Genomic DNA, 22035 nt, shown 5'->3' on the forward strand with positions numbered 1-22035 from the left:
GATCCGCTCCTATGCGCCGACCAAGAAGACGCCNACCCGCCAACTTCATCATCTCCGATTTCAACATGCCCAAGCTCGACGGCCTGCAGCTTCTGAAGGCGATCCGCTCCTATGCGCCGACCAAGAAGACGCCCTTCGTCATCCTGACCGGACGGGGCGACAAGGAGCTCGTTCAGAAGGCGGCCGCCCTCGGCGTCAACAATTTCCTCGTCAAGCCGGTCTCCGTGCCGGTCCTCCAGAAGACCCTCGAAGCCGTTGTGGGACGATTGCAATAATGGTCGAGCCGGTCGCACGCAGACGTCTGAATCTCATCCAGGGCGAGGCCAAGTGGGGTGTCGGCGAGGATCTCGTCCTCACCACGCTGCTCGGCTCCTGTGTCGCGGCCTGCATCCGCGATCCCGTCGCCGGCGTCGGCGGCATGAACCATTTCCTGCTGCCGGGATCGGCCGACGGCAGCCAGTCCTCGCGCTCCGAGAGCTACGGCCTCTATCTGATGGAACTCCTCATCAACGGGTTGCTGAAGAAGGGCGCCCGCAAGGAACGGATGGAAGCCAAGCTCTTCGGCGGCGCCCGCACGATCGAGGGACTGACCGACATCGGCGCCAAGAACGTCAAGTTCGCCCGCACGTTCCTCACCGACGAGCGCATCTCCTATACGGGCGGCGATGTCGGCGGCGAAAAGGGCCGACGCATCGAATACTGGCCCCATAGCGGGCGGGCCCGCCAAATCTTCATCGAAAAATCCGCTGGCCTTCCGCCGCCGCCGCCTATGCGCGTCCGGCAGGAATCGATCGGCGATCTCGAGCTCTTCTGATGTCTTCCATCTCGTCCAGCGCCGGGGTCCGATCCATGACCAAAACCACCATGTCCGACGTCCTCATGCGGATGTCCTACGAGCTTCACGCCCTCGCGGACGCCACCGATGAGTTTCACCACCTCGCCTTCGCCGAGGATGGAACCCCGGCGCTGCAGAACATGGACTTCGTCCGGGCCACCCAGAGCATCGACCTGACCCAGCAGATCCTGGCCAATCTGTCGGACTTCGCGGCCTGTCTGGCCATGGCATCCCCCGAGTCCATGGTCGTCGAGACGCAGGAAGCCCTGTCCCTGATCACGCTGAGCGATCTGAAGGAACGGCTGGATGGACGCGCGCCGAGCGATCCGTCGCGTCTGGCGCAGGTCGAGGAAGACACCGGAGAGCTCGAGTTCTTCTGACCGTCGACGCGGCACCGGCCATCCCCATTTGCATCCCCGTCCGACGGCCGGAGACTTTCGCTGCAGGCGCAGCGCCGACGATTCCCGGGGACGGCACGTCCCGCACGGGCGCGGATCGGTGAATGGAAACGTCAGGCCGCGACGGTGGCGATCACGCTGAGGACGTCGGTCTGCGAGAACGGCTTCGGCACGAAGCCGACCGGGCGGCACCGCGAGGCGGTGGCGCGGGTCTTGGGATCGAGATTGCCGCTGATGAAGAGCGAGGGCACGTCGAAGCGCTGTCGCAGTTGAATGGCGGTTTCGACGCCGTTCGTCCCGCGCGCCAGATTGACGTCCATCAGAGCCAAGTCGGGCGAGCGCTGCTCGGCCATCGCGATCGCCTGATGCATGTCGGCTGCGACACCCACGACCTCATGGCCGGCGTCCAGGAGCATGTCCTCGAGATCCATGGCGAGGATCAGTTCGTCTTCCACGATCAGCACGCGCAGTTTCATGAAAGACCTGCGATCGCGGTCTGAACGCGCCGGGAGATGCGGGCGGTCGCTTCGACCGAGCAGGAGATCCCTCCCCGCGAAGCAAAGCTCTGGATTCCCGTGAACGATCGAGATCTCCTCGACGGATGCGTCATACCTGTCGCCAACTCGAACACCCCTCTTGGCATCTCATCGAACCCCATCGACGACATGCCGACACACCTTGCATGGAGAGCGCGCGGGAAAGGCCCAGCACATCTCAACCGTCGGAACGGCCCGGCGTCGAAATCGTTCCCGACGCTTTTTCGCGATCGACGGAGCTGTTGCAGATTGGCCACAAACGCGGGAGCGGCCATCGATCGGCGCTGCCGAACGGAAGCCGGCGGCTCGATACGTCCACGCGACGCCATCGAACTAGACCGGCCCGTGCGAGGTCGCCGCGCCGGCGGACATCCCTCTGTTTCGACCGCATGATTCTCACGCCTCTCCCTGTCCCATTTCGCGGTTCCTCGCTCGGCCGCGGCATCGAGCTTAGCGGCATCGAAGGGGCCGAAGCGAAGGGGTCGATGCCCTGACAAACAGGCGGCCCGGCGGTTGATCGAGATCGTTTCCCTTCGCGCGCGCGTCCCGTAAGAATGTCGTGATGGACTTGGCCTGGGGGCCGAGACCTCCGGATGGTTGGGAGACCCGGATGCGCAGTCGCTACCATGACGTCTATGCCGATTGGCAGAGCAACACCGAGACGTTCTGGATGCGGGAGGCCGGCGCGATCGACTGGTTCGAGGCGCCCGAAATCGCGTTCGACGCCGCGAGCGGCGTCTATGGGCGCTGGTTCCCCGACGCCGTCTGCAACACCTGCCACAACGCCCTCGACCGGCATGTCGCGGCCGGACGCGGCGAGCAGGCGGCGCTGATCTACGACTCGCCGGTGACGGGGACGAAGCGGCGCATCACCTATCGCGAGCTGCTCGCCGAGGTGGAAGCCCTGGCCGCGACGCTTCAGGATCTGGGCGTGGTCACCGGCGACCGGGTCGTGATCTACATGCCGATGGTGCCGGAAACGGTCGCGGCCATGCTCGCCTGCGCCCGCCTCGGCGCGATCCACTCGGTCGTCTTCGGCGGCTTTGCCGCGCGCGAGCTTGCCACCCGGATCGACGACGCGAGGCCAAAGGCGGTGCTGACCGCCTCCTGCGGCATCGAGCCGGGCCGCATCGTCGCCTACAAGCCGCTGCTGGATACGGCGATCGAGCTCAGCGCCCACAAGCCCGAGGCCGTTCTCGTGCTGCAGCGCCCGCAACGGCCCGCCGAACTCGTCGCCGGACGCGATCACGACTGGAACGACGCCCGCGAGCGCGCGCGCGCCGAGATCGCGGCCGGCCGGAGCGTTCCCTGCGCGCGCCTGAAGGCGACCGATCCGCTTTACATTCTCTACACGTCCGGCACGACCGGGCAGCCGAAAGGCGTCGTGCGCGACCAGGGCGGCCACATGGTCGCCCTCCACTGGTCGATGGAGGCGATCTTCGGGGCGAAGGCGGGCGAGGTCTTCTTCGCCGCGTCGGATGTCGGCTGGGTGGTCGGCCATTCCTACATCGTCTACGCCCCGCTTCTGAAAGGCTGCACGAGCGTGCTCTTCGAGGGCAAGCCGGTCGGCACGCCCGATGCCGGCACCTATTGGCGCATCGCCGCCGAGCACGGCGTCGTCGCCCTCTTCACCGCGCCGACGGCGATCCGGGCCATGCGCCGGGAGGACCCCGACGGCAGCAAGGCTCGCGCCTACGATCTGTCGAAGCTGCGCGCGCTGTTCCTTGCCGGAGAGCGCGCCGACACCGAAACGATCCTCTGGTCCGAACGGGCCCTCGCCATTCCGGTGATCGATCACTGGTGGCAGACCGAGACGGGCTGGCCGGTCGCGGCCAATCCGGCGGGTCTCGGGCTCCTCGACGTGAAATACGGCAGTCCCGGCGTGCCGATGCCGGGTTACGCCATGGCGATCCTCGATCCCGACGGCCATGTCCTGCCGCCGGCCACCCTCGGATCGATCGCCATCCGACTGCCGCTGCCGCCCGGCGCGCTGCCGACGCTGTGGAATGCGGACAAGCGGTTTCGAGACGCCTATCTGTCCGTCTTTCCCGGCTATTACGCCACGTCGGACGCCGGGCTGATCGATGCCGACGGCTACATCGTGGTGATGGGGCGCACGGACGACGTGATCAACGTGGCGGGGCATCGCCTGTCGACCGGCGAGATGGAGGAGGCGGTGTCCGGCCATCCCGCCGTGGCGGAATGCGCCGTGGTGGGCATGCGCGACGAGATGAAGGGCGAGCTGCCCTGCGGCTTCGTGGTGCTGAAGCACGGCTCGGCCGGCGCGATGGAGACGGTGGAGGCCGAACTCGTTGCGCGCGTGCGCGAACGGATCGGGCCGGTCGCGGCGTTCCGGCGGATCGTCGTCGTCGACCGATTGCCCAAGACGCGCTCGGGCAAGATCCTGCGCGGAACCCTGAAGAAGATCGTCGATCGCGACGCCTACGAGACGCCCGCGACGATCGAGGATCCCGCCGCGCTCGCGGAAGTGGAGAGCGCCGTCGGGCGGCTTCGTCCGGAGGCCTGACCGGCTTGCCACGTCGCCCCGACACCCTGTCCGCGGCGCTCGCCCGCCGAATCGCGCTCGCCGCGCAGGGATTTTGTGAGACGCGTCCGGCCGAGGCGCCGGACTGGCGGCGCATGGGGCGCACCATCGGGCGCCTCCATCTCCTCCAGATCGACAGCGTCTCGGTCTCGGCACGCGCCCACTACATGCCGCTGTTCTCCCGGCTCGGCGACTATCCGCGCGCCGCGCTCGAAGCCGCCGCCTGGGGCAAGCCGCGCCGGCTCTTCGAATACTGGGCGCACGAGGCCTCGCTCCTGCCGCTGGAGACGCACCCGCTCCTGCGCTGGCGGATGGCGCGCGCGCAAGCCGGAACCGGAATCTACGGCGGCCTCGCGAGCTTCTCGCGCGAACGGCGCGATGCGGTCGAGGCGGTCTTCGCGCGCATCGTCGACGAGGGCGCGCTCGCGACCTCGAAGATGGAGGGGCCGAAGGGACCCGGCGGCTGGTGGGGCTGGAGCGACACCAAGCGCGCGCTCGAATATCTGTTCTGGGCGGGCCGCATCACGACGGCGACACGCCGGGGCTTCGAGCGCGTCTACGACCTGCCCGAACGCGTGCTGCCCGCCGCGATCCTCGCCATGCCCACCCCTTCGCCCGAGGAGGCCCATCGCGAACTCCTCCTGCGTTCGGCCGGGGCGCTGGGGATCGCGACCGCGGGCGATCTCGGCGACTATTTCCGTCTGGCGCCCGGGGACGTGCGTCCGCGCCTCGCCGAGCTCGTGGAGGCCGGCGCGCTGCTGCCCGTCTCGGTCGAGGGCTGGTCGAAGCCGGCCTTCCTCCATCCCGCGGCGCGGCAGCCCCGCAAGGTCGAGGCGCGCGCCCTCCTCTCGCCCTTCGATCCGCTGGTCTTCGAGCGCGGCCGCGCGGAGCGGATCTTCGGCTTCCGCTACCGGATCGAGATCTACACGCCGGCGGAAAAGCGGGTCCACGGCTATTACGTCCTGCCGTTCCTCCTCGGCGACCGGCTCGTCGCCCGCGTCGACCTGAAGGCCGACCGTGCGGCCGGCATCCTGCGCGTCCTCTCGGCCCATGCCGAACCCCATGCGCCCGAGGAAACGGCGGCGGCGCTGCTGGCCGAACTGGCGCTGATGGCGAAATGGCTCGGCCTCGCCGGGATCGAGGTCCAGACGGAGGGCGACTTCGGACCGCGGCTCGCGGCCGAGGCGGCGCGCGATGTCACGTTCCCGTCATGGACGCTCCCGGCGAATGGGGCTAAGGACCCGCCGACGAAGGACGAGCCGTGACCCGCGTATTCGCGAAAGGACCCGACATGCCCATGGATGCCGCGAACGGGGAGCAGCAGGCCGAACTCCTGGCGGAAGCCCTGCCCTTCATGCAGGCTTACGAGAACAAGACGGTGGTCGTGAAATACGGCGGCCACGCCATGGGCAATGCCGAACTCGGGAAGGCCTTCGCGCGCGATATCGCGCTCCTGAAGCAGTCCGGCATCAACCCGATCGTCGTCCATGGCGGCGGCCCGCAGATCGGCGCCATGCTGACGCGGATGGGCATCGAGTCGCGGTTCGAGAACGGCTTGCGCGTCACCGACCAGAAGACGGTCGAGATCGTCGAGATGGTCCTGGCCGGCTCGATCAACAAGGAGATCGTCGCGCTCATCAACGCCGAGGGCGAATGGGCGATCGGCCTTTGCGGCAAGGACGGCAACATGGTCTTCGCGGAGAAGGCGAAGAAGACCGTGATCGATCCCGATTCCAACATCGAGCGCGTGCTCGATCTCGGCTTCGTCGGCGAGCCGGTCGAGGTCGACCGGACGCTGATCGACCTCCTCGCGCGCTCCGAGATGATCCCGGTCATCGCGCCGGTCGCACCGGGCCGCGACGGGCACACCTACAACATCAACGCCGACACGTTCGCGGGCGCCATCGCGGGCGCGCTGGAGGCGGAGCGCCTCCTCTTCCTCACCGACGTTCCCGGCGTCCTCGACAAGTCGGGCAAGCTCATCAAGGAGCTTTCGGTCGCCGAGGCCCGTGCGCTCATCAAGGACGGCACGATCTCCGGAGGCATGATCCCGAAGGTCGAGACCTGCATCGAGGCGATCGAGCGGGGCGTCGGCGGCGTCGTCATCCTCAACGGCAAGACGCGCCACGCGGTGCTGCTCGAACTGCTGACCGAGCATGGCGCGGGCACGCTGATCGTTCCCTGACCGGAGCCGCATGACAGTTTCGCGAAGGACACTGGTCGAACGGCTGTGACCTTCGCGCACTTTCAAGCGACGCCGCCAGCGGCCACAAGAACGGCTCCGACACCGCCCCCCGGAGCCCCGATGCGCCTTCCCCGTTTCCTCGCCGCGGCGATCCTCTCCGTCACGCCGGCTCTGGCCGAGGAAGCACCCGATCCCCTGCGCTTCGGCACAAACGAGGTCTTCCTCGCGCTCTCGCCCTTCGTGCAGATGGATGTCGGCCGGCTTTCGGCCTCGCCGGACCGCCTCGCCGACGACATCGACAAGACCGACGCCGCCCTGCGGCGCGCCCGGATCTACGCCGATTTCGGCTATCACGATCTCGGCGGCCGCCTCACCATCGATTTCGCACCGAGCGACGGGCCGGAGATCGTCTACGCCTATGTGGATTACGCCTTGAGCGAGGCGCTGACGATCCGCGCGGGACAGCAGGACCTTCCCTTCTCGCTGCAGGATCTCACCGGCAGCCGCTCGGCGACCTTCAACGAGGACGGGCAGAACGCCAACCTCCTGCCGGGCGATCTGACCGGCGCGAGCCTTGCCTATGGCGGCGAGCGCTTCAGCCTCAGCGGCGGCGTCTTCGGGGCCGACATCAACGAGCAGCCCTTCGACGACGGCTGGACGGTGTCCGGGCGCGCCACCTTCGCCCCCTATCTCGAGGGCGACGACGCGGTGCATCTCGGGCTCGGCCTGATGGGACGCTTCGATGCCGAAGGCCCGCGCTCGTTCTCCGGCGATGCGGGCGCCAGCCTCTTCGACGTCGCGACCATCGAGACCGGCGATTTCGAGGAGGCCGAGCAGATGGTCGCCGGCAATCTGGAATTCGCCGCGACCCTCGGACGCGTGACGTTTCAGAGCGAGTACACGCTCGCCGACGTCGAGGATCGCCGCCGCGGCACCGCGCAGTTGAACGGCGGCTACGCCGCGCTCCTCGTCTTCCTCACCGAGGATCATCGCGGCTACGAGGCCTCGTCGGGAACCTTCGAACAGGTGAAGCCCCGCCGTCCTGCCGGCGAGGGCATCGGCGCCATCGAGGCCGGTCTGCGCGTCGACCATCTCGACCTTTCCGACGCGGGCCCGGATGCCGGAGAGCAATGGTCCGGGACCGGCATCGTCAACTGGTACCCCGCCGACATGTTCCGCCTGTCGCTCAGCCATGCCGTGACCGAAGTGGTGGATGGTCCCGAGGACGGCGCGACCTTCCAGACGACCCTCGGCCGCTTCGCCTTCATCTACTGACGAGGAGATCGGGCACGGATGATCGAGACGGGTCGATCGTCGGAGGTTGCGTAACGAACGGTACGGTTCGACTTGCACCGTACCGAAGGTTACGATAGGGGTCCCGCTTCCGAGTTCATCAGCAGGCCTTCCATGTCCAGCATCGCCGCCGCCGCGCCCGTCAACTCCCGATCCCGCGTCCTCTTCGCCAGCCTCATCGGCACGACGATCGAATTCTTCGACTTCTACATCTTCGCGACGGCGGCTGTTCTCGTCTTTCCCACGCTCTTCTTCCCGAGCGGCGATCCCGGCGCGGCGGTGCTGCAGTCCTTCGCGACCTTCGCGATCGCCTTCCTCGCCCGTCCCGTCGGCGCCGCGGTCTTCGGTCATTACGGCGACCGGATCGGCCGCAAGGCGACCTTGGTCGCGGCGCTCATGACGATGGGCCTCTCGACGGTGGCGATCGGGCTTCTGCCCACCTACGGCAGCGTCGGCGTCCTCGCGCCGCTGCTCCTGGCGCTCTGCCGTCTCGGCCAGGGCTTCGGCCTCGGCGGCGAGTGGGGCGGCGCGGTGCTCCTCGCCACCGAAAACGCGCCGCCCGGGAAGAAGGCCTGGTACGGCATGTTCCCGCAGCTCGGCGCGCCGATCGGCTTCATCTGCGCGACCGGCAGCTTCCTGATCCTCTCGGACGTCCTGACCGACGAGCAGTTCTTCTCGTTTGGCTGGCGCATTCCCTTCGTCGCCAGCGCTCTGCTCGTGCTCGTCGGCCTCTATGTCCGGCTGAAGATCCACGAGACGCCGCAATTCTCCAAGGCGATCGAGCGCCACGAACGCGTGCGGATTCCGCTCGCCACGATCTTCACCCGGCACGGCCGCGAGCTTCTGACCGGCACGGTGGCGGCGCTTGCGACCTTCGTCCTCTTCTACCTCATGACGACCTTCGTCCTGTCCTGGGGCACGACCCAGCTCGGATTCTCGCGCGGCACGTTCCTGCCGATCCAGATGCTCGGCGTCTGCTTCTTCGGCTTCGCGATCCCGATCTCGGCCCTCCTCGCGGACCGCTACGGCCACCGCCTCGTCCTGATCGCGGCGACCCTCGGGATCGGCATCTTCGGCTTCACCTTCGAACCCCTCTTCGGCTTGGGAACGACGGCCGCCGTCATCGCCTTCCAGATCATCGGCTTCACGTTGATGGGACTGACCTACGGACCGCTTGGAACGGCCCTGTCGGATCTCTTCCCGACGGCGGTGCGCTACACCGGGGCCTCGATGACCTTCAATCTCGGCGGCATTCTCGGCGCCTCGCTCGCGCCGCTGGTCGCGACCAAGCTCGCCACCGGATACGGCATCGGCTCGGTCGGCCTCTACCTGACGGGCGCGGCGGCGATCACGGCGGTCGCCCTCGTCCTCGGCCCCTCGCGCCAGCGCCTCGGGCAGGACTGACCGAGGCCGACGATCGAGACCGGTTCCGCCGGGGTCACCCGACCCCGGCGAGGATCGCGAGAATCGCGCCAAGGATCAGGAGGCAGCCCAACGCCTCCAAGGCCCGGATCTTCTCCTTGAACATGAAGACCGAGGACAGAAAGGTGAAGACGAGCTCGATCTGGCCGAGCGCGCGGACATAGGCGACCTTCTGGAGCGTCATGGCGGTGAACCAGCCGATCGAGCCGGCGACGCCGACGATCCCGACGAGAAACGCCGGGCGCCAGGCCTTGCGGATCGCGGCGAGTTCGGCCGGGTCGCGCATGGCGAAATAGGCGAGCATCGCCGTCGTCTGGAACGCGGTCGCGACGCAGAGCGCGAAGGCCGCGCGCATCGCGACCTCGGCATCGCCGAGCGCCAGGGACGCCAGCCGGAACAAGACCGCGGAGGCGCCGAACAGGGCGCCGGACAGGATGCCGATGCCGGCGGCCCGCGAGAAGAGCGCGCCGCGCCATCCGCCCGTCGCCGCGCTCCGCCCGCCGAGCGAGATCGCGACGACGCCGCAGACGCCGACGAGAATGGCGGCAAGGCCGAGCGGCGTTACCGTCTCGCCGAGAATCAGGAGGCCGAACAGCGCGGCCTGGACCGGTTCTGTCTTGGAATAGGCGGTGCCCACCATGAAATTGCGAAGCGCGAAGAGCTGCACGAGGCAGAACGTGCCGCCGATCTGCGCGAGACCGCCGATGGCGGCAGCGGCATAGAAGCGCGCGGACGTCTGGGGCCAGGCCATCCCCGCGAAGAGATGAAGCGAGATCGCGTAGAGCAGCGCGACGGGAAGGCCGAAGCCGAAACGCGCGAAGGTGGCCCCGCTCGCCTTCAGGCTCCCGTTCAGGCGCTTCTGCAGCGCCGAACGTGCGTTTTGCAGGAAGGCGGCTGCGATGGTAAGGGGAATCCAGAGGGGCAAGGGTCGGGGTCCGGCAAGTTCGGCGGGACCTCGTCTATGAGCCGCCCGAAACCGCCGGGCAAGCCGCGTCCCGCCAGCCGGAAAGCCTTGGCATCATGAACACCGACACGCTGATCCGCCAGACCGCCGAAGCGGCGCCCGCCGACTTCGACCACGTCCGCGACTGGATCTTCGATCTCGACAACACGCTCTATCCCCGCCGCTCCGACCTCTTCTCGCAGATCGATCGGCGCATGACGGCCTTCGTCGCCGATCTCCTGAAGCTGCCGCACGATGAGGCGCGCGTCGTGCAGAAAGGCTTCTACCGCGATCATGGCACGACCCTGCGCGGGCTGATGACGGTCCACGACATCGATCCCGACGCGTTCCTCTCCTATGTCCACGACATCGACTATTCCGGTCTCGTCGCCGATCCGGCCCTGGGCGACGAGATCAGGGCCCTGCCCGGGCGCAAGTTCATCTTCACGAACGGCGATCGGGGCCACGCCGAACGCACGGCGCGGGCGCTCGGCATTCTCGACCATTTCGAGGACATCTTCGACATCGTCGCGGCCGGCCTCAACCCCAAGCCCGCGTCGTCGACCTACGACCGCTTCGTCGGGCTGCACGCCATCGATCCGACGCGGGCCGCCATGTTCGAGGATCTCGCGCGCAATCTCGAAGTGCCGAAGCGGCTCGGCATGCGCACGGTGCTCATCGTGCCCGCGCCGCTCGAGGAGGTTCTGGGCGACGTCTGGGAGCACGAGGGGCGCGAGGGCGAGCACATCGACTTCGTGACCGAGGACCTCGCGACCTTCCTGACGCGCATCCGAGCCGTCTGAGACGGCTCGGAGCCGGTCAGCGCTTCAGCTGCGACCGGCCGCGCTGCACGAGCGAATTCTCCGGATCGGACGACCGCGCCGAGATCTCGACGCTTTCCTCGACCGGTTCCTCGAAGACCTTGTTCTCCTCGAAGATCGCGTCCTGCTGCTCGCGTTCGTAGACCGCCGTGCCGTTCAACGCGGCCTCGCGCGCATGGGCGCTCGCGGCATCGGAATCCGCCCAGTCCTTCGGCGCTCGCGTCTCGTCGGGTGCGATGGTCTGACGGTTGTCGAGCGCCTGCTGCCGGCGCATCATCTGAGAATCGGTGTCGGTCATGGCGGAAGTCTCCTTCGGTCGGCCTCTTCGCCCAACGTCGCCCGGCACGGCTCGTTCCCGGTTGCCAAGCCGCCTCGCTCGCGCAGCGTCAGAAGGCGTAGAAGTTCCGGATGCTGTCCCAGCCCTCTTCCGCGGTGTCGACGAGGGTGATGAGATCGACATCCTCCGGCGCGATCATGCCCTCCATCGCGAGAACGTCGAGGTTCAGAACGCGACGCCAGAAATCGACGCCGAAGAGGATGACCGGCATTTTAGCCATGCGCCCGGTCTGGATCAGCGTCAGCGCCTCGAAGAGCTCGTCGAGCGTGCCGAAGCCGCCGGGAAAGATCGCCATCGCCTTGGCGCGCAGGAGGAAATGCATCTTGCGCACGGCGAAGTAGTGAAAGTTGAAGCAGAGCTCGGGCGTCGCATAGAGGTTCGGAGCCTGCTCGTGGGGCAGCGTGATGTTCAGCGCGATCGACACGGCGTCGACGTCGGCCGCGCCGCGATTGCCGGCCTCCATGACGCCCGGCCCGCCGCCGGTCACGACCACGAACTCCTTGCCGCCATGCGAATTGGCCGAGTGCTGCGAGCACATCTGCGCAAAGCGCCGGGCCTCGTCGTAGTAGCGCGAATTGGCTTCGAGGCGGCGGCGCTGCTCCTCGTTGCGGGCGGCCCAGGCCGCCGCGCCGGGCGCCGGGATGCGGGCGCCGCCGAAGAGCACGACCGTCGACAGGATGCCGGCCGCGGTCAGCGCCATTTCCGGCTTCATCAGTTCCAGTTGCAGCCGGACGCCGCGCATCGGCTCGCTGGTCAGGAATTCGGCATCGTCATAGGCGAGACGGTAGGTCGGCGACCGCGTCTGCGGCGTGTCGGGCTTGACCTTGGCGAGCGTCCGATCCTCGCCGGAGCTCGGAAACGGATCCCAGGTTTCGCCCTCGCCGGCCCCGCCCTGCCCGTCGCCACCACGAGACCCCATCTCGTCCATCATCGCTCGCATCCTCGCTCGTCACCGGCTGTCGTCTGTAGTCCCTTGCCTATGAACGAAGGCGGAAGAGGGTCTTGTTCCACCTCGATCGCGGTCGATTCGAACGCAGAGTGGTTAGCAAGTCCCGACCGCATGCCAGAGGTTGTGGCTCGGACATACGGCCGGACCGGACGCAACGTCTCGCCGCCGCCACAGAATCTCGTTCACTTTGCCGCCCGATGTTCTAAGAAGCGGACCCATGCCATGGAACCTGGAGACCTCGCGATGACCGCCGCCGCCCACGCCGACCTTGAGACCACGATCGAGGCCGCCTTCGAGGCTCGGGACGGCATTTCAGCCGACACGACCGGCGCCGTGCGCGAGGCCGTCGACACGGCGCTCGGCCTGCTCGACCGGGGCGAGGCACGGGTCGCCACGCGCGGCGAGGACGGCACCTGGACCGTCCACCAGTGGCTGAAGAAGGCCGTGCTCCTCTCGTTCCGCCTCAACGACATGGCGATCATCGAGGGCGGTCCCGGCGGCGCGACCTGGTGGGACAAGGTGCCCTCGAAATTCGCCGGCTGGGACGCGAACCGGTTTCGCGAAGCGGGCCTGCGCGCCGTGCCGGGCTCCGTGGTGCGACGCTCCGCCTTCATCGGCCGCGGCGTCGTCCTGATGCCCTCCTTCGTCAATCTCGGCGCCCATGTCGGTGAGAATTCCATGGTGGACGGCTGGGCGACGGTCGGCTCCTGCGCGCAGATCGGACGCAACGTCCACCTCTCCGGCGGGGTCGGCATCGGCGGGGTGCTGGAGCCGATGCAGGCCGGACCGACCATCATCGAGGACGACTGCTTCATCGGCGCGCGCTCGGAGGTCGTCGAGGGCTGCATCGTGCGCCAGGGCTCGGTGCTCGGCATGGGCGTCTATATCGGCCAGTCCACCAAGATCGTCGATCGGGAAACCGGCTCGGTCACCTATGGCGAAGTGCCGCCCTATTCCGTCGTCGTCGCCGGCGCCATGCCGGGCAAGCCGATGGGCAACGGCGAGATGGGACCCAGCCTCTATTGCGCCGTGATCGTGAAGCGCGTCGACGAACGCACGCGCTCCAAGACCTCGATCAACGACCTCCTGCGCAGCTAAGGTTGCGGACGGCGCCGGCGCGAAGGCGCCGCCCGCCGCCGATGCCACGAACGGCTCCGACGTCCGATACGAAAAAGCCGGCGGGATCTCCTCGATCGCGCCGGCTTTTCGATGTTCGGATGCGGGTCGACGAGATCAGTCGAGCGCGGGGGCGGCGACCCGGCCGGACCGCTCCATCGGGGCGGAGGCGAAGGCGGGAACCTGCGCCGGCACGATGGCGGGACCGGCGCTCGCGACCCGGCGCCCGGACTGCGAATCGGCCGCGGCGAGGATGGCGCGCGAGGTCGGGGTCGGAACGCCCGGCAGATCCGTGCGCGATGCGACGGCGACCGTCTTCTCGCGCTCGGCCGCGGCGGTCATAACGCCGCGATTGGCCGGGCCGCGGCGGCGCTCAATGGCCGCCATGTGGCGTTTGACGTTGGCGCAGTAGATGGCGGCGGACTTGGTCATGCGCGTCGTGCGATGCCCGCCCTTGTAGCGCATCGCGGTGCCGCAGACGTCGTGGCCGCTCTTCTCCCAGGCGCCCGCGAGATACTTCATGCCGTAGCGAAGGTTGGTCTCGGGCTCGAGGAGGCTCTTGGCCGGACCGGCGAAGCCGAGGCCGCGCGCGGTGGCCGGCTTGATCTGCGAGAGGCCGTAGGCTCCGCCCCCGATCGCCGTCGGATTGTAATGGCTCTCGACGCGCACCACGGCATAGGCGAGATCGCTCGGGATGTTGTTCGCTGCGGCCTGCTCCTCGATCATGCGATCGATCGCGGACGAGCCGGTGATGGTGTCGGTGCCCTTGAACGTGTCGCCGATCCGGTCGCGGACACGCTTGGCGGTGTCGACCGTCGTGTCGATCGCGGCGACGGTCACGTCCTTGGCCGCCTCGGCGCCGTCGCCGACCGTCTCGATGGTCGCCTCGACCGCGTGCTTGGCGCCACCGGCGACGGCGCGCGCGCCCTTGACCGGAACGGACGCGATCGCGGTTGCCGTCTGGACGACCGCGGACGTCTCGCTCTTCGCTTCCGTCACCCGGCGGGTCTTCGCTGCCAGCTTCGGTTCCGCCGGCATCGCGGTGGCCACGGCGCCGGCGGCAGCCGACGCGGCGACAGGCGTGCCCGGCTTGAACGCCTGCCTGGCGGCGGAGGCCTCGGCCACGGCCTGCGACGCCTGCTCGGCCTTGCGCTCGGCGACATCGGCCTTTAGCGCGGCGACCTCGGCGGCTGCATCCACCGGCGCGCCGGTCTTCGCGGCACCGGCCTTGGCGGCAGCTTCGTCCTTGGCGGCGACGGCGGTCCGAGCATTCGCCAGCGCCGTGACGCTCGGCTTCGTGGTCGGCATGGCGATGCGGGTCCCGTCGGCGAACGCCATCACGCGCACCGGTGCGTAGCCATAGCTCTGGCCGGCGGGCTTTTCGGCGAGGGAGGGCTTGGGCTGGGAGGAGTTGCAGGCGGACAGTGCGAAGGGGACGACGGCACAGGCGAGGGCGATGACGCCGACCTGTCGTTCGGGGCGTGCGTGGTGCCCCTGTCCCGCTTTCTGTCGCATGCCGTTCCCCTGAGCTGTTTCAACGATCGCAGACGTCGGTCGGCGGCAAACAAGGCAGCCGGAAGGCAGAACGCCGTCGCTGCCACCGTCTTCACACATTCTGTCTCCGTGTGAAACCTTTTGGCAACAATTCTCGGCATGGAACCCAGCTTCGCGATGGATTACGACAAGCCATGCACAAGCTTCCGACTGACCCGACCCCCCTTCTCCAATCGCTGATTCGTTGCCCCTCAGTCACGCCCGAGGAGGGAGGCGCCCTGAAGCTGCTGGAGAATTGGCTCCAGCCTCTCGGCTTCACCGTCGAGCGTCCGGTGTTCCGCGACGTGGACACGCCGGATGTGGAAAACCTTCTGGCGACGCTCGGATCGCAAGGTCCCCATCTCGTCTTCGCCGGCCACACCGATGTCGTGCCGCCCGGCCCCGAGGCGGACTGGCAGGCGCCGCCCTTCGACGGCCGGATCGTGGCGGGCGAGGTTCATGGGCGTGGCGCGGTCGACATGAAGGGGGGCATCGCCTGCTTCGTCGCGGCGCTGGCGCGCGTCCTCGAACGCGACGGCGCGCCGAAGGGACGCGTCTCCCTGCTGATCACGGGCGACGAGGAGGGACCGGCGGTCAACGGTACGGTCAAGCTCCTCGACTTCGCGCGCGCGCGCGGCCTCGTCTTCGACGCCTGCCTCGTCGGCGAGCCGACCAATCCGCAGGCGCTGGGCGACATGATGAAGGTCGGGCGGCGCGGCTCGCTGTCCGGCCTCCTGACGGTGCGCGGCCGTCAGGGCCATGTCGCCTATCCCCATCTTGCCGACAATCCGGTTCGCGGGCTGATGGTCCTGATGGATGCCCTCCTTGCCGAGCCCTTCGACGCGGGCAACGAACGCTTCCCGCCGTCGAACCTCGAGATCACCGCGCTGGACACCGGCGAGCGGCCCTCCGTGAACGTCATTCCGGCCACGGCGAGCGCGGCCTTCAACATCCGCTTCAACGACACCTGGACGCCGGAGAGCCTGACCGCGGAAATCCGCCGCCGGCTCGATGCGGTCCTCTCGGACACGCGCCGCCGGCCCGGCCGCTCCGATCCGATCGCCTACGACATCGCCTGGCGCGAGCGGCCGGCGGAGGCCTTCCTCACCCGCGACGAGGCGCTGATCGATGCGCTGGGATCCGCCGTGGAGGCGGTGACGGGACGACGCCCCGAGCTTTCCACCTCCGGCGGCACCTCCGACGCCCGCTTCATCAAGGATCATTGTCCGGTGGTCGAGTTCGGTCTTGTCGGGCGGACCATGCACATGTCCAATGAGCGGGCAGCCGTTTCCGATCTCGAGACACTGACGGACATCTATGACGCCTTCATCTCCCGCTGGTTCGCCGCAAACGCCGGATCGCACGCCTGATCTGGCCGAGATCCTGACCTACTTCCACGGCGCGGCCCTGCTGATGGCGGGCAAGCCGGAGGGACTGAAGCGCCTGGACCTTTCGGCGGACGGGTTCTGGACCTCCTTCACCGCGATCCTCGTCGCGGCGCCGCCGGTGGCCCTTTCCTGGATCGAGTTCGAGGCGGTGGAACGGGAGGCCGGGCTCGCCGGGCTGGCGTCGCCGGCCGCCGCCTACGGCGCGCATGCGCTGGCCGACATCCTCGCCTGGATCCTGCCGATCGTGATCCTGATGCTGGCCGCGCGGCCGCTCGGCCTAACGCGCAAGATCGCGCCGCTCGTCATCGCCACCAATTGGGGCGGCGCGCTGCTGGCCTGGGCGCTGACGCCCTATTGGCTGCTGATCTTCGTCCTCGGGAACGGTCCGGCCAGCGAGGCGCTCGGCCTCGCCGCGACGGTGGCGACCATTCTCCTGACCGCGCGCCTCACCTCCACGGCGATCGGGCGCGACCTCTCCGTCGCCTGCGGCGTCGTCGCGCTGATGATCGTCTCGACGCTCGTCGCCTACGGCGCGGTGATGGACGTCACGGGCATTCCGCTGCTCTGAACGAGCGGCGGACGGTCGGAGCGGATGGGCCGATCCCGGACCCGCTCAGGCGCAGGCATCCGCCTCGCGCAGCACCGAGGATGCCGGGCGGGCGCGTTCGGCCGAGAGCGACCACGCGAAGATGGCGAGCCCGCCGAGGCCGAGAACGACGCCGACCCAGCCGGTCGAGGCATAGCCGTAGCCGGCCGCGATCGCCGCGCCGCCGAGCCAGGCGCCGAGCGCGTTCGCGATGTTGAAGCCCGAATGCATGAGGGCCGCGGCCAGCGTCTGCGCGTCGCCCGCGACATCCATCAGCCGGGTCTGGAGCGCCGGGCCGACGGCGACCCCGCAGCCGATGAGGAAGACGCAGGCGAACAGCACCGCAGGGCTTGCCGCGAAGAGCGCGAAGACGGCGAGAACGACGACGTTGAAGGCCATCATCCCGCCGATCGTGCCGAGCAGCGAACGATCCGCGAGCCATGACCCCGCGATGTTGCCGAGAACCATGCCGGCACCGAAGGCGGCCATGATGAAGGGGACGCTTCCTTCCGTGAGGCCGGCCACCTCGACCGCGGTCGAGGCGACGTAGCTGAACACGGCGAACATGCCGCCGAAACCGACGGCGGCCATCCCGAGCGTCAGCCAGACCTGGGAGCGCCGGAGGGCGCCGAGTTCGCGCAGCGCGCCGGCGCCGTCCCGCACCTTGTCCTGCGGCACGAAGATCGCGACGAGCAGCACCGTCAGCGCCGCGATCGCTCCGACGCTCGCGAACAGCGAGCGCCAGCCGGCGAGCTGGCCGAGCCACGTGGCCAGGGGCGTCCCGACCAGCGTCGCGATGGTGAGGCCCAGCATGATGCGGCCGACCGCCTGCGTGCGCCGGTTCGGCGCGGCCATCGACGCCGCGACGAGCGCGGCGACGCCGAAGTAGGCGCCGTGCGGAAGGCCGGACAGGAAGCGGAAGACGAGGAAGCTCGCATAGGACGGCGCCAGGGTGCTCGCGAGATTGCCGAGGGCGAAGACGACCATGAGGATGAGGAGAAGCTGGCGCTTGGCCATCTTCGCCGCGGCGACCGCGATCAAGGGCGCGCCCACGACGACGCCGAGCGCATAGGCGGAGATAACGTGGCCGGCCTCGGGCGTCGAGACGCCGAGCCCCGTGGCGACCTCGGGCAGGAGGCCCATGATGGCGAACTCGCCGGTGCCGATGGCGAAGCCGCCGATCGCCAGCGCGAATTCGGTGAGCCCGGCGGCCTTCGGGGACACCCCCGCGGCGCCGGCCGCGTCGCGGCGTACGGACGCCGGCTCGACGGTCGAGATGTCGGACATGAGAGGTCCCTTGGTTCCGGCGGTCTGAGCTTCGGCGCGATGGCTTCGGGCGATGGCTTCGGGTAATGGCGTCGGGCGTTCACGCGCTCTGCGGAGCGGGCCGGCCAAGCTGGGATACTACCCCCGGAGGCTTCCGGGGACTCCTCGCATTTGTGCAAGGCTCCTATGCCGAAGCGACCGGACGAAGCCTGCCGGTCTCAAGGTTCGGCGCGCGCGGCCCCGTAATCGACCTGCGTGAGATAGAGGCCGTCCGGCGGCGCGACGGGTCCGCAACGCTTGCGGTCGCGCGATCGAAGCGCGGCGACGAGGTCGTCTTCCGACCAGCGATGCTCGCCCACGAGCTTCAGCGATCCTGCGAAGGATCGGATCTGGTTGTGCAGGAAGGACTGCGCGCTCGCGTGGATGTGCACCTCGTCGCCGGGCCCTTTCAGGACATCGAGCCGGTCCAACGTGCGGACGGGATTCTTCGCCTGGCAGTGCGCCGAGCGGAACGTGTTGAAGTCATGGGTTCCCAGAAGCCGCTTGGCCGCGCGGTCCATCGCCTCCACGTCGAGCGACGTCCACACCCACCAGACCTGCCCCTTGAGGATGGCGGGCGGCGGGCGGCGGTTGAAGATGCGATAGAGATAATGGCGCTTGCGCGCGGAAAAACGGGCGTCGAAGCTATCCGGCACCACCTCCGCCGACAGGATCGTCACCGCCTCGTCGCGCAGATAGGCGTTCAGCGCATCGCGCACCGTGTCGGTGCGATAGTCCTTGGCAAGGTCGACATGGGCGACCTGTCCCGTCGCGTGGACGCCGGCATCCGTGCGCCCCGCGCCGAAGATCGTCACCTTCGCACCCGTGAAACCCTCGAAGGCCGTCTCGATCGCCTCCTGCACGGCATGGCCGTTCGCCTGCCGCTGCCAACCGACATAGCGCGTGCCGTCATACTCGACCGTCAGCTTGTAGCGCGGCATCAGCGCCGACCGATGCGAGCGCCGGGGGGCAGCGGAACGCCCCGAAGCAAGGCTTGCGCCGACAGGGGTCTTCCGCCCGCGCGCTGAAGATCGAGGATGCGGACGGCGCCCCGTCCGCAGGCGACGAGGAGGCGGTCGTCGAGGACCGTGCCGGGCTCCGCCCCGCTCGCATCCTCCACCCTCTCGGCCCGAAGGAGCTTCACCCGTTCCGGCCCCGGCCCGAAGTCGATCAGGGTCCAGGCGCCGGGGAAAGGCGAGAAGGCATTGATCCGCCGGGCGATCGTGTCGGCGGGCAGGGCGAAATCCAACTCCGCCTCGGCCTTCTCGATCTTGCGGGCATAGACGGTTTCCCGCCCCGTTCGCGCCGTGATCGCCTCCTGTGGCTCGAAGTCCAGCGAGCCGACGGACACATCGTCCAGCACGGCGATCATGGCCTCCGCGGTCAGCCGCGACAGTCGGTCGTGGAGTTCGCCCGAGGTCTCGTTCGGCGCGATCTCGACCGTCCGGGTCGCGGCCACGGGGCCGGTGTCGAGCCCGGCCTCCATGCGCATGATCATGACCCCAGTCTCCGGGTCCCCGGCCTCGATCGCGCGCTGGATCGGGGCCGCGCCGCGCCAGCGCGGCAGAAGCGAGGCATGTCCGTTCAGGCAGAAGAGACGCGGCGCGTCGAGCGCGGCCTGCGGCAGGAGGAGGCCGTAGGCGACGACCACCGCGACGTCTGCCTCGAGCGCCGCGAGATCCGCGATCTCGGCCACGCCCTTCAGCGAAAGCGGCGTGCGAACGGGACGGCCGAGCCGCTCGGCCTCGGCCTGCACGGGCGACGGCGTCGACTGGAGGCCGCGGCGGCCGGCCGCGCGCGGGGGCTGGGAATAGACGGCGGCGATGTCGTGACCGGCTTCGGCCAGCGCGCGCAGCGTCGGCACGGCATAGGCCGGCGTTCCCATGAAGACGATGCGCATGTCGGGCCTCTCGGGCAACGCCGCCGGCGGCGTCAGGCCGTCGCCTTGCGCGCCAGCTTCGTGAACTTCTTCACGACCATGTCCCGCTTCAGCTTGGAAATGTGGTCGATGAAAAGAACACCGTTCAGATGATCGATCTCGTGCTGCAGGCAGGTCGCCAGCAGTCCCGTCGCCTCGCTTTCATGCATGGCCCCGTCGAGCCCGAGATAGCGCAGGGTCACGCTCGCCGGCCGCTCGACCTCGGCATAATAGTCCGGGATCGACAGGCAGCCTTCCTCGTAGACGGAGAGCGCCTCGGAGGTCGCGACGATCTCGGGATTGAGGAAGACCTGCGGCGCCTTCTCCTCGTCCTCCCCGGCCAGATCGATCGTCAACATGCGCAGCGGCTCGCCGATCTGGATCGCCGCGAGCCCGATGCCGGGTGCGTCGTACATCGTCTCCAGCATGTCATCCGCCAGGCGCCGGACTGCCGCGTCCACCGTCTCGACCGGGCGGGAGACTTGGCGCAGAAGGGGATCGGGAAGGATGATGAGCGGCTTGATCGACATTCCCGTCAGGTAATGGCTGGCGGCGCGGCGGTCAATCGACAGACGGCCGCGCGGAATGGGACGATTTTTTGTTCATGGTTTGATCTGGCTTTTCCTCAGCGTTGCCGGTAGCGTTCCTCGCATGGATCCCGTGACCCTCAGCGCTGTCCTTTCGCGTCCCGTTCCGCTTTTCGGCGGGTCGCTGAGTCTCGGAGACTGGCTGGTCGCCGGGGTGACCGGGTTCCTTCTCCTCGCTGCGTTTCTGGCCTTTCGGGGACGCCGTCGCGCCCGCGAGTCGCAGGACGACACGGCCGAGCGTCTCGATGCGGTCCTGCGCTCGCAGGCCGAGATCACCGGGCGCATGCAGACCATGGCGGAAATCTTCGGCACGCGGCAGGCCGATCTGACGCGGACGCTGTCCGAGCGGCTCGACGGCATGTCGAACCGGGTCGGCCATTCGATCCTGGAGACGACCCGCGAGACCAAGGAAAGCCTTTCGGCCCTTTCCGAGCGCCTCGCCGTCATCGATCGGGCGCAAGGGCGCATCAGCGACCTCGCCGGCGAGGTCGTGCGGCTGCAGGACATTCTCTCCAACAAGCAGGCGCGCGGCGCCTTCGGACAAGGGCGGATGGAGGCGATCGTCGCGGACGCCCTGCCGCGCGGGGCCTACACCTTCCAGGCGACGCTCTCGAACGGACGGCGGCCGGATTGTCTCGTGCATATGCCGAACCGGGCGCCCGCCCTCGTCATCGACGCGAAGTTTCCGTTGGAGGCCTGGTCGGCGTTCCGAGGTTCGGAGGCCGATGTCGACCGGCAACTGGCCGCCGCGCGGCTGCGCCGGGATATAGACGTGCATGCCAAGGCGATCGCCGAGCGTTACCTCCTGCCGGGCGAGACGCAGGACACCGCGTTCCTGTTCGTCCCATCGGAGTCCATCTTCGCCGAACTGCACGAGCATTTCGAGGACATCGTCCAGAAAGCCCAGCGCCTTCGGGTCGTGATCGTCTCACCCTCGCTCCTGATGCTCTCGATCCAGGTCGTCCAGGCGATCCTGAAGGATGCGCGGATGCGGCAGGAAGCCGGGCGCATCCAGTCGGAAGTCCGGCTCCTCATGGAGGACATCACCCGCCTCGATACCCGGGTCGCGGCGCTTCGCACGCATTTCGGGCAGACCGGGCGGGATGTCGACCAGATCCTGATCTCGACGGAAAAGTTGCTTCGGCGAGGCGAGAGAATCGGCGAGGTCGAACTCGGCCCGTCGAGCGAGAGCAATCCCGCAGCCCTGCAGGAGCGCATGGCCGGCGTGACGTGACCCAAGAGATCGGCGCCGCAACGGCTCGAACATTCGGGGGCGAAAAAGATCACACGGCACGATTGACAAATCGTTACGCGCGGGCGGATCGAAAATCTGCTAAG

Annotated in this window: 22 protein-coding genes; 13 read left to right on the top strand and 9 right to left on the bottom strand. The window is 68.4% G+C overall.

Features of this window, described 5'->3' with window-relative positions:
• Positions 1–65: 65 nt before the first annotated feature.
• The 3 genes from ASG43_RS22955 to ASG43_RS18245 are packed head-to-tail and all read left to right on the top strand — an operon-like array spanning position 66 to position 1215.
• Positions 66–275: a response regulator gene (locus ASG43_RS22955; RefSeq protein WP_280137230.1), complete on the top strand. Its 210-nt coding sequence runs from the start codon at positions 66–68 to the stop codon at positions 273–275.
• A complete protein-coding gene (locus ASG43_RS18240; RefSeq protein WP_056508107.1) occupies positions 275–814 on the top strand; it encodes a chemotaxis protein CheD in 540 nt (179 codons plus the stop codon). Before ASG43_RS22955 ends, ASG43_RS18240 begins: the two co-directional genes overlap by 1 nt.
• 35 nt (positions 815–849) lie before the next feature.
• Positions 850–1215, top strand: coding sequence for a hypothetical protein (locus ASG43_RS18245; RefSeq protein WP_156386769.1), 366 nt, complete (start codon positions 850–852; stop codon positions 1213–1215).
• A 131-nt stretch (positions 1216–1346) separates the two neighbouring features.
• Here ASG43_RS18245 and ASG43_RS18250 read toward each other — a convergent pair whose 3' ends face one another.
• Positions 1347–1709 carry a response regulator gene (locus ASG43_RS18250; protein ID WP_056508110.1) on the bottom strand — a complete coding sequence of 121 codons (363 nt, stop codon included), beginning with the start codon at positions 1707–1709 and terminating at the stop codon, positions 1347–1349.
• A 670-nt stretch (positions 1710–2379) separates the two neighbouring features.
• Here ASG43_RS18250 and ASG43_RS18255 point away from each other — a divergent pair.
• The 5 genes from ASG43_RS18255 (at position 2380) to ASG43_RS18275 (ending at position 9196) form a co-directional block, all read left to right on the top strand.
• Positions 2380–4296: an AMP-binding protein gene (locus ASG43_RS18255; RefSeq protein WP_056508112.1), complete on the top strand. Its 1917-nt coding sequence runs from the start codon at positions 2380–2382 to the stop codon at positions 4294–4296.
• A gap of 5 nt (positions 4297–4301) precedes the next feature.
• The gene (locus tag ASG43_RS18260; RefSeq protein WP_082491039.1) at positions 4302–5579 is read left to right on the top strand and encodes a crosslink repair DNA glycosylase YcaQ family protein; all 1278 of its coding nucleotides are present in this window, start codon (positions 4302–4304) and stop codon (positions 5577–5579) included.
• Between the two features lie 32 nt (positions 5580–5611).
• On the top strand, positions 5612–6499 hold the full coding sequence (gene argB, locus ASG43_RS18265; protein ID WP_156386794.1) for an acetylglutamate kinase: 888 nt from the start codon (positions 5612–5614) through the stop codon (positions 6497–6499).
• A gap of 120 nt (positions 6500–6619) precedes the next feature.
• Complete coding sequence (locus tag ASG43_RS18270) at positions 6620–7774, top strand: porin (RefSeq protein ID WP_056508117.1); 1155 nt, start codon at positions 6620–6622, stop codon at positions 7772–7774.
• A 132-nt stretch (positions 7775–7906) separates the two neighbouring features.
• Positions 7907–9196: an MFS transporter gene (locus ASG43_RS18275; protein ID WP_056508119.1), complete on the top strand. Its 1290-nt coding sequence runs from the start codon at positions 7907–7909 to the stop codon at positions 9194–9196.
• Between the two features lie 34 nt (positions 9197–9230).
• On the opposite strand, the gene ASG43_RS18280 is transcribed toward ASG43_RS18275, so the two are convergent.
• Positions 9231–10139 carry a DMT family transporter gene (locus tag ASG43_RS18280; protein ID WP_056508120.1) on the bottom strand — a complete coding sequence of 303 codons (909 nt, stop codon included), beginning with the start codon at positions 10137–10139 and terminating at the stop codon, positions 9231–9233.
• 95 nt (positions 10140–10234) lie between these two features.
• Here ASG43_RS18280 and ASG43_RS18285 point away from each other — a divergent pair, with 95 nt between their 5' ends.
• Positions 10235–10960 carry a pyrimidine 5'-nucleotidase gene (locus tag ASG43_RS18285; protein ID WP_056508122.1) on the top strand — a complete coding sequence of 242 codons (726 nt, stop codon included), beginning with the start codon at positions 10235–10237 and terminating at the stop codon, positions 10958–10960.
• 16 nt (positions 10961–10976) lie between these two features.
• Here ASG43_RS18285 and ASG43_RS18290 read toward each other — a convergent pair whose 3' ends face one another.
• Positions 10977–11276 carry a hypothetical protein gene (locus tag ASG43_RS18290; RefSeq protein WP_056508124.1) on the bottom strand — a complete coding sequence of 100 codons (300 nt, stop codon included), beginning with the start codon at positions 11274–11276 and terminating at the stop codon, positions 10977–10979.
• An 88-nt stretch (positions 11277–11364) separates the two neighbouring features.
• A complete protein-coding gene (locus ASG43_RS18295) occupies positions 11365–12243 on the bottom strand; it encodes an LOG family protein (RefSeq protein ID WP_244488163.1) in 879 nt (292 codons plus the stop codon).
• 264 nt (positions 12244–12507) lie between these two features.
• Here ASG43_RS18295 and dapD point away from each other — a divergent pair, with 264 nt between their 5' ends.
• Entirely contained in the window at positions 12508–13362 is an 855-nt protein-coding gene (gene dapD / locus ASG43_RS18300) for a 2,3,4,5-tetrahydropyridine-2,6-dicarboxylate N-succinyltransferase (protein ID WP_056508125.1), read from the top strand.
• Positions 13363–13497: 135 nt separating this feature from the next.
• On the opposite strand, the gene ASG43_RS18305 is transcribed toward dapD, so the two are convergent.
• Positions 13498–14895: a transglycosylase SLT domain-containing protein gene (locus tag ASG43_RS18305; protein ID WP_056508126.1), complete on the bottom strand. Its 1398-nt coding sequence runs from the start codon at positions 14893–14895 to the stop codon at positions 13498–13500.
• Positions 14896–15068: 173 nt separating this feature from the next.
• Here ASG43_RS18305 and dapE point away from each other — a divergent pair, with 173 nt between their 5' ends.
• Together dapE and ASG43_RS18315 are read left to right on the top strand one after the other, a co-directional pair.
• Complete coding sequence (dapE, locus tag ASG43_RS18310) at positions 15069–16283, top strand: succinyl-diaminopimelate desuccinylase (RefSeq protein WP_056508127.1); 1215 nt, start codon at positions 15069–15071, stop codon at positions 16281–16283.
• Positions 16231–16869 (top strand): hypothetical protein, encoded by a 639-nt coding sequence (locus tag ASG43_RS18315; protein ID WP_056508128.1) that lies wholly within the window; start codon positions 16231–16233, stop codon positions 16867–16869. The genes dapE and ASG43_RS18315 overlap by 53 nt, the downstream gene beginning before the upstream one ends.
• Before the next feature lie 45 nt (positions 16870–16914).
• On the opposite strand, the gene ASG43_RS18320 is transcribed toward ASG43_RS18315, so the two are convergent.
• The 4 genes from ASG43_RS18320 to def all read right to left on the bottom strand — a co-directional run bounded on the left by ASG43_RS18320 (position 16915) and on the right by def (position 20640).
• Positions 16915–18174, bottom strand: a complete 1260-nt coding sequence (locus ASG43_RS18320) for an MFS transporter (RefSeq protein WP_056508129.1) — start codon at positions 18172–18174, stop codon at positions 16915–16917.
• A gap of 197 nt (positions 18175–18371) precedes the next feature.
• Positions 18372–19133 (bottom strand): tRNA pseudouridine(38-40) synthase TruA, encoded by a 762-nt coding sequence (truA, locus tag ASG43_RS18325; RefSeq protein ID WP_056508130.1) that lies wholly within the window; start codon positions 19131–19133, stop codon positions 18372–18374.
• Positions 19133–20092, bottom strand: a complete 960-nt coding sequence (gene fmt, locus ASG43_RS18330; RefSeq protein ID WP_056508131.1) for a methionyl-tRNA formyltransferase — start codon at positions 20090–20092, stop codon at positions 19133–19135. Before fmt ends, truA begins: the two co-directional genes overlap by 1 nt.
• Before the next feature lie 32 nt (positions 20093–20124).
• Positions 20125–20640, bottom strand: a complete 516-nt coding sequence (gene def / locus ASG43_RS18335) for a peptide deformylase (RefSeq protein ID WP_056508132.1) — start codon at positions 20638–20640, stop codon at positions 20125–20127.
• 121 nt (positions 20641–20761) lie between these two features.
• On the opposite strand from def, the gene rmuC reads away from it, so the two are divergent.
• The gene (gene rmuC, locus ASG43_RS18340; RefSeq protein WP_056508402.1) at positions 20762–21931 is read left to right on the top strand and encodes a DNA recombination protein RmuC; all 1170 of its coding nucleotides are present in this window, start codon (positions 20762–20764) and stop codon (positions 21929–21931) included.
• The last annotated feature ends 104 nt before the right edge of the window (positions 21932–22035 follow it).

This window comes from Aureimonas sp. Leaf454, assembly GCF_001424685.1.
GTDB lineage: Bacteria > Pseudomonadota > Alphaproteobacteria > Rhizobiales > Rhizobiaceae > Plantimonas.

Bases quoted from the DNA above. Each gene is read 5' to 3' on its own strand.
- ASG43_RS22955 (WP_280137230.1), top strand. From the start codon at position 66: ATGCCCAAGCTCGACGGCCTGCAGCTTCTGAAGGCGATCCGCTCCTAT.
- ASG43_RS18240 (WP_056508107.1), top strand. From the start codon at position 275: ATGGTCGAGCCGGTCGCACGCAGACGTCTGAATCTCATCCAGGGCGAG.
- ASG43_RS18245 (WP_156386769.1), top strand. From the start codon at position 850: ATGACCAAAACCACCATGTCCGACGTCCTCATGCGGATGTCCTACGAG.
- ASG43_RS18250 (WP_056508110.1), bottom strand. From the start codon at position 1,709: ATGAAACTGCGCGTGCTGATCGTGGAAGACGAACTGATCCTCGCCATG.
- ASG43_RS18255 (WP_056508112.1), top strand. From the start codon at position 2,380: ATGCGCAGTCGCTACCATGACGTCTATGCCGATTGGCAGAGCAACACC.
- argB (WP_156386794.1), top strand. From the start codon at position 5,612: ATGGATGCCGCGAACGGGGAGCAGCAGGCCGAACTCCTGGCGGAAGCC.
- ASG43_RS18270 (WP_056508117.1), top strand. From the start codon at position 6,620: ATGCGCCTTCCCCGTTTCCTCGCCGCGGCGATCCTCTCCGTCACGCCG.
- ASG43_RS18275 (WP_056508119.1), top strand. From the start codon at position 7,907: ATGTCCAGCATCGCCGCCGCCGCGCCCGTCAACTCCCGATCCCGCGTC.
- ASG43_RS18285 (WP_056508122.1), top strand. From the start codon at position 10,235: ATGAACACCGACACGCTGATCCGCCAGACCGCCGAAGCGGCGCCCGCC.
- ASG43_RS18290 (WP_056508124.1), bottom strand. From the start codon at position 11,276: ATGACCGACACCGATTCTCAGATGATGCGCCGGCAGCAGGCGCTCGAC.
- ASG43_RS18295 (WP_244488163.1), bottom strand. From the start codon at position 12,243: ATGGACGAGATGGGGTCTCGTGGTGGCGACGGGCAGGGCGGGGCCGGC.
- dapD (WP_056508125.1), top strand. From the start codon at position 12,508: ATGACCGCCGCCGCCCACGCCGACCTTGAGACCACGATCGAGGCCGCC.
- ASG43_RS18305 (WP_056508126.1), bottom strand. From the start codon at position 14,895: ATGCGACAGAAAGCGGGACAGGGGCACCACGCACGCCCCGAACGACAG.
- dapE (WP_056508127.1), top strand. From the start codon at position 15,069: ATGCACAAGCTTCCGACTGACCCGACCCCCCTTCTCCAATCGCTGATT.
- ASG43_RS18315 (WP_056508128.1), top strand. From the start codon at position 16,231: ATGACGCCTTCATCTCCCGCTGGTTCGCCGCAAACGCCGGATCGCACG.
- ASG43_RS18320 (WP_056508129.1), bottom strand. From the start codon at position 18,174: ATGTCCGACATCTCGACCGTCGAGCCGGCGTCCGTACGCCGCGACGCG.
- truA (WP_056508130.1), bottom strand. From the start codon at position 19,133: ATGCCGCGCTACAAGCTGACGGTCGAGTATGACGGCACGCGCTATGTC.
- fmt (WP_056508131.1), bottom strand. From the start codon at position 20,092: ATGCGCATCGTCTTCATGGGAACGCCGGCCTATGCCGTGCCGACGCTG.
- def (WP_056508132.1), bottom strand. From the start codon at position 20,640: ATGTCGATCAAGCCGCTCATCATCCTTCCCGATCCCCTTCTGCGCCAA.
- rmuC (WP_056508402.1), top strand. From the start codon at position 20,762: ATGGATCCCGTGACCCTCAGCGCTGTCCTTTCGCGTCCCGTTCCGCTT.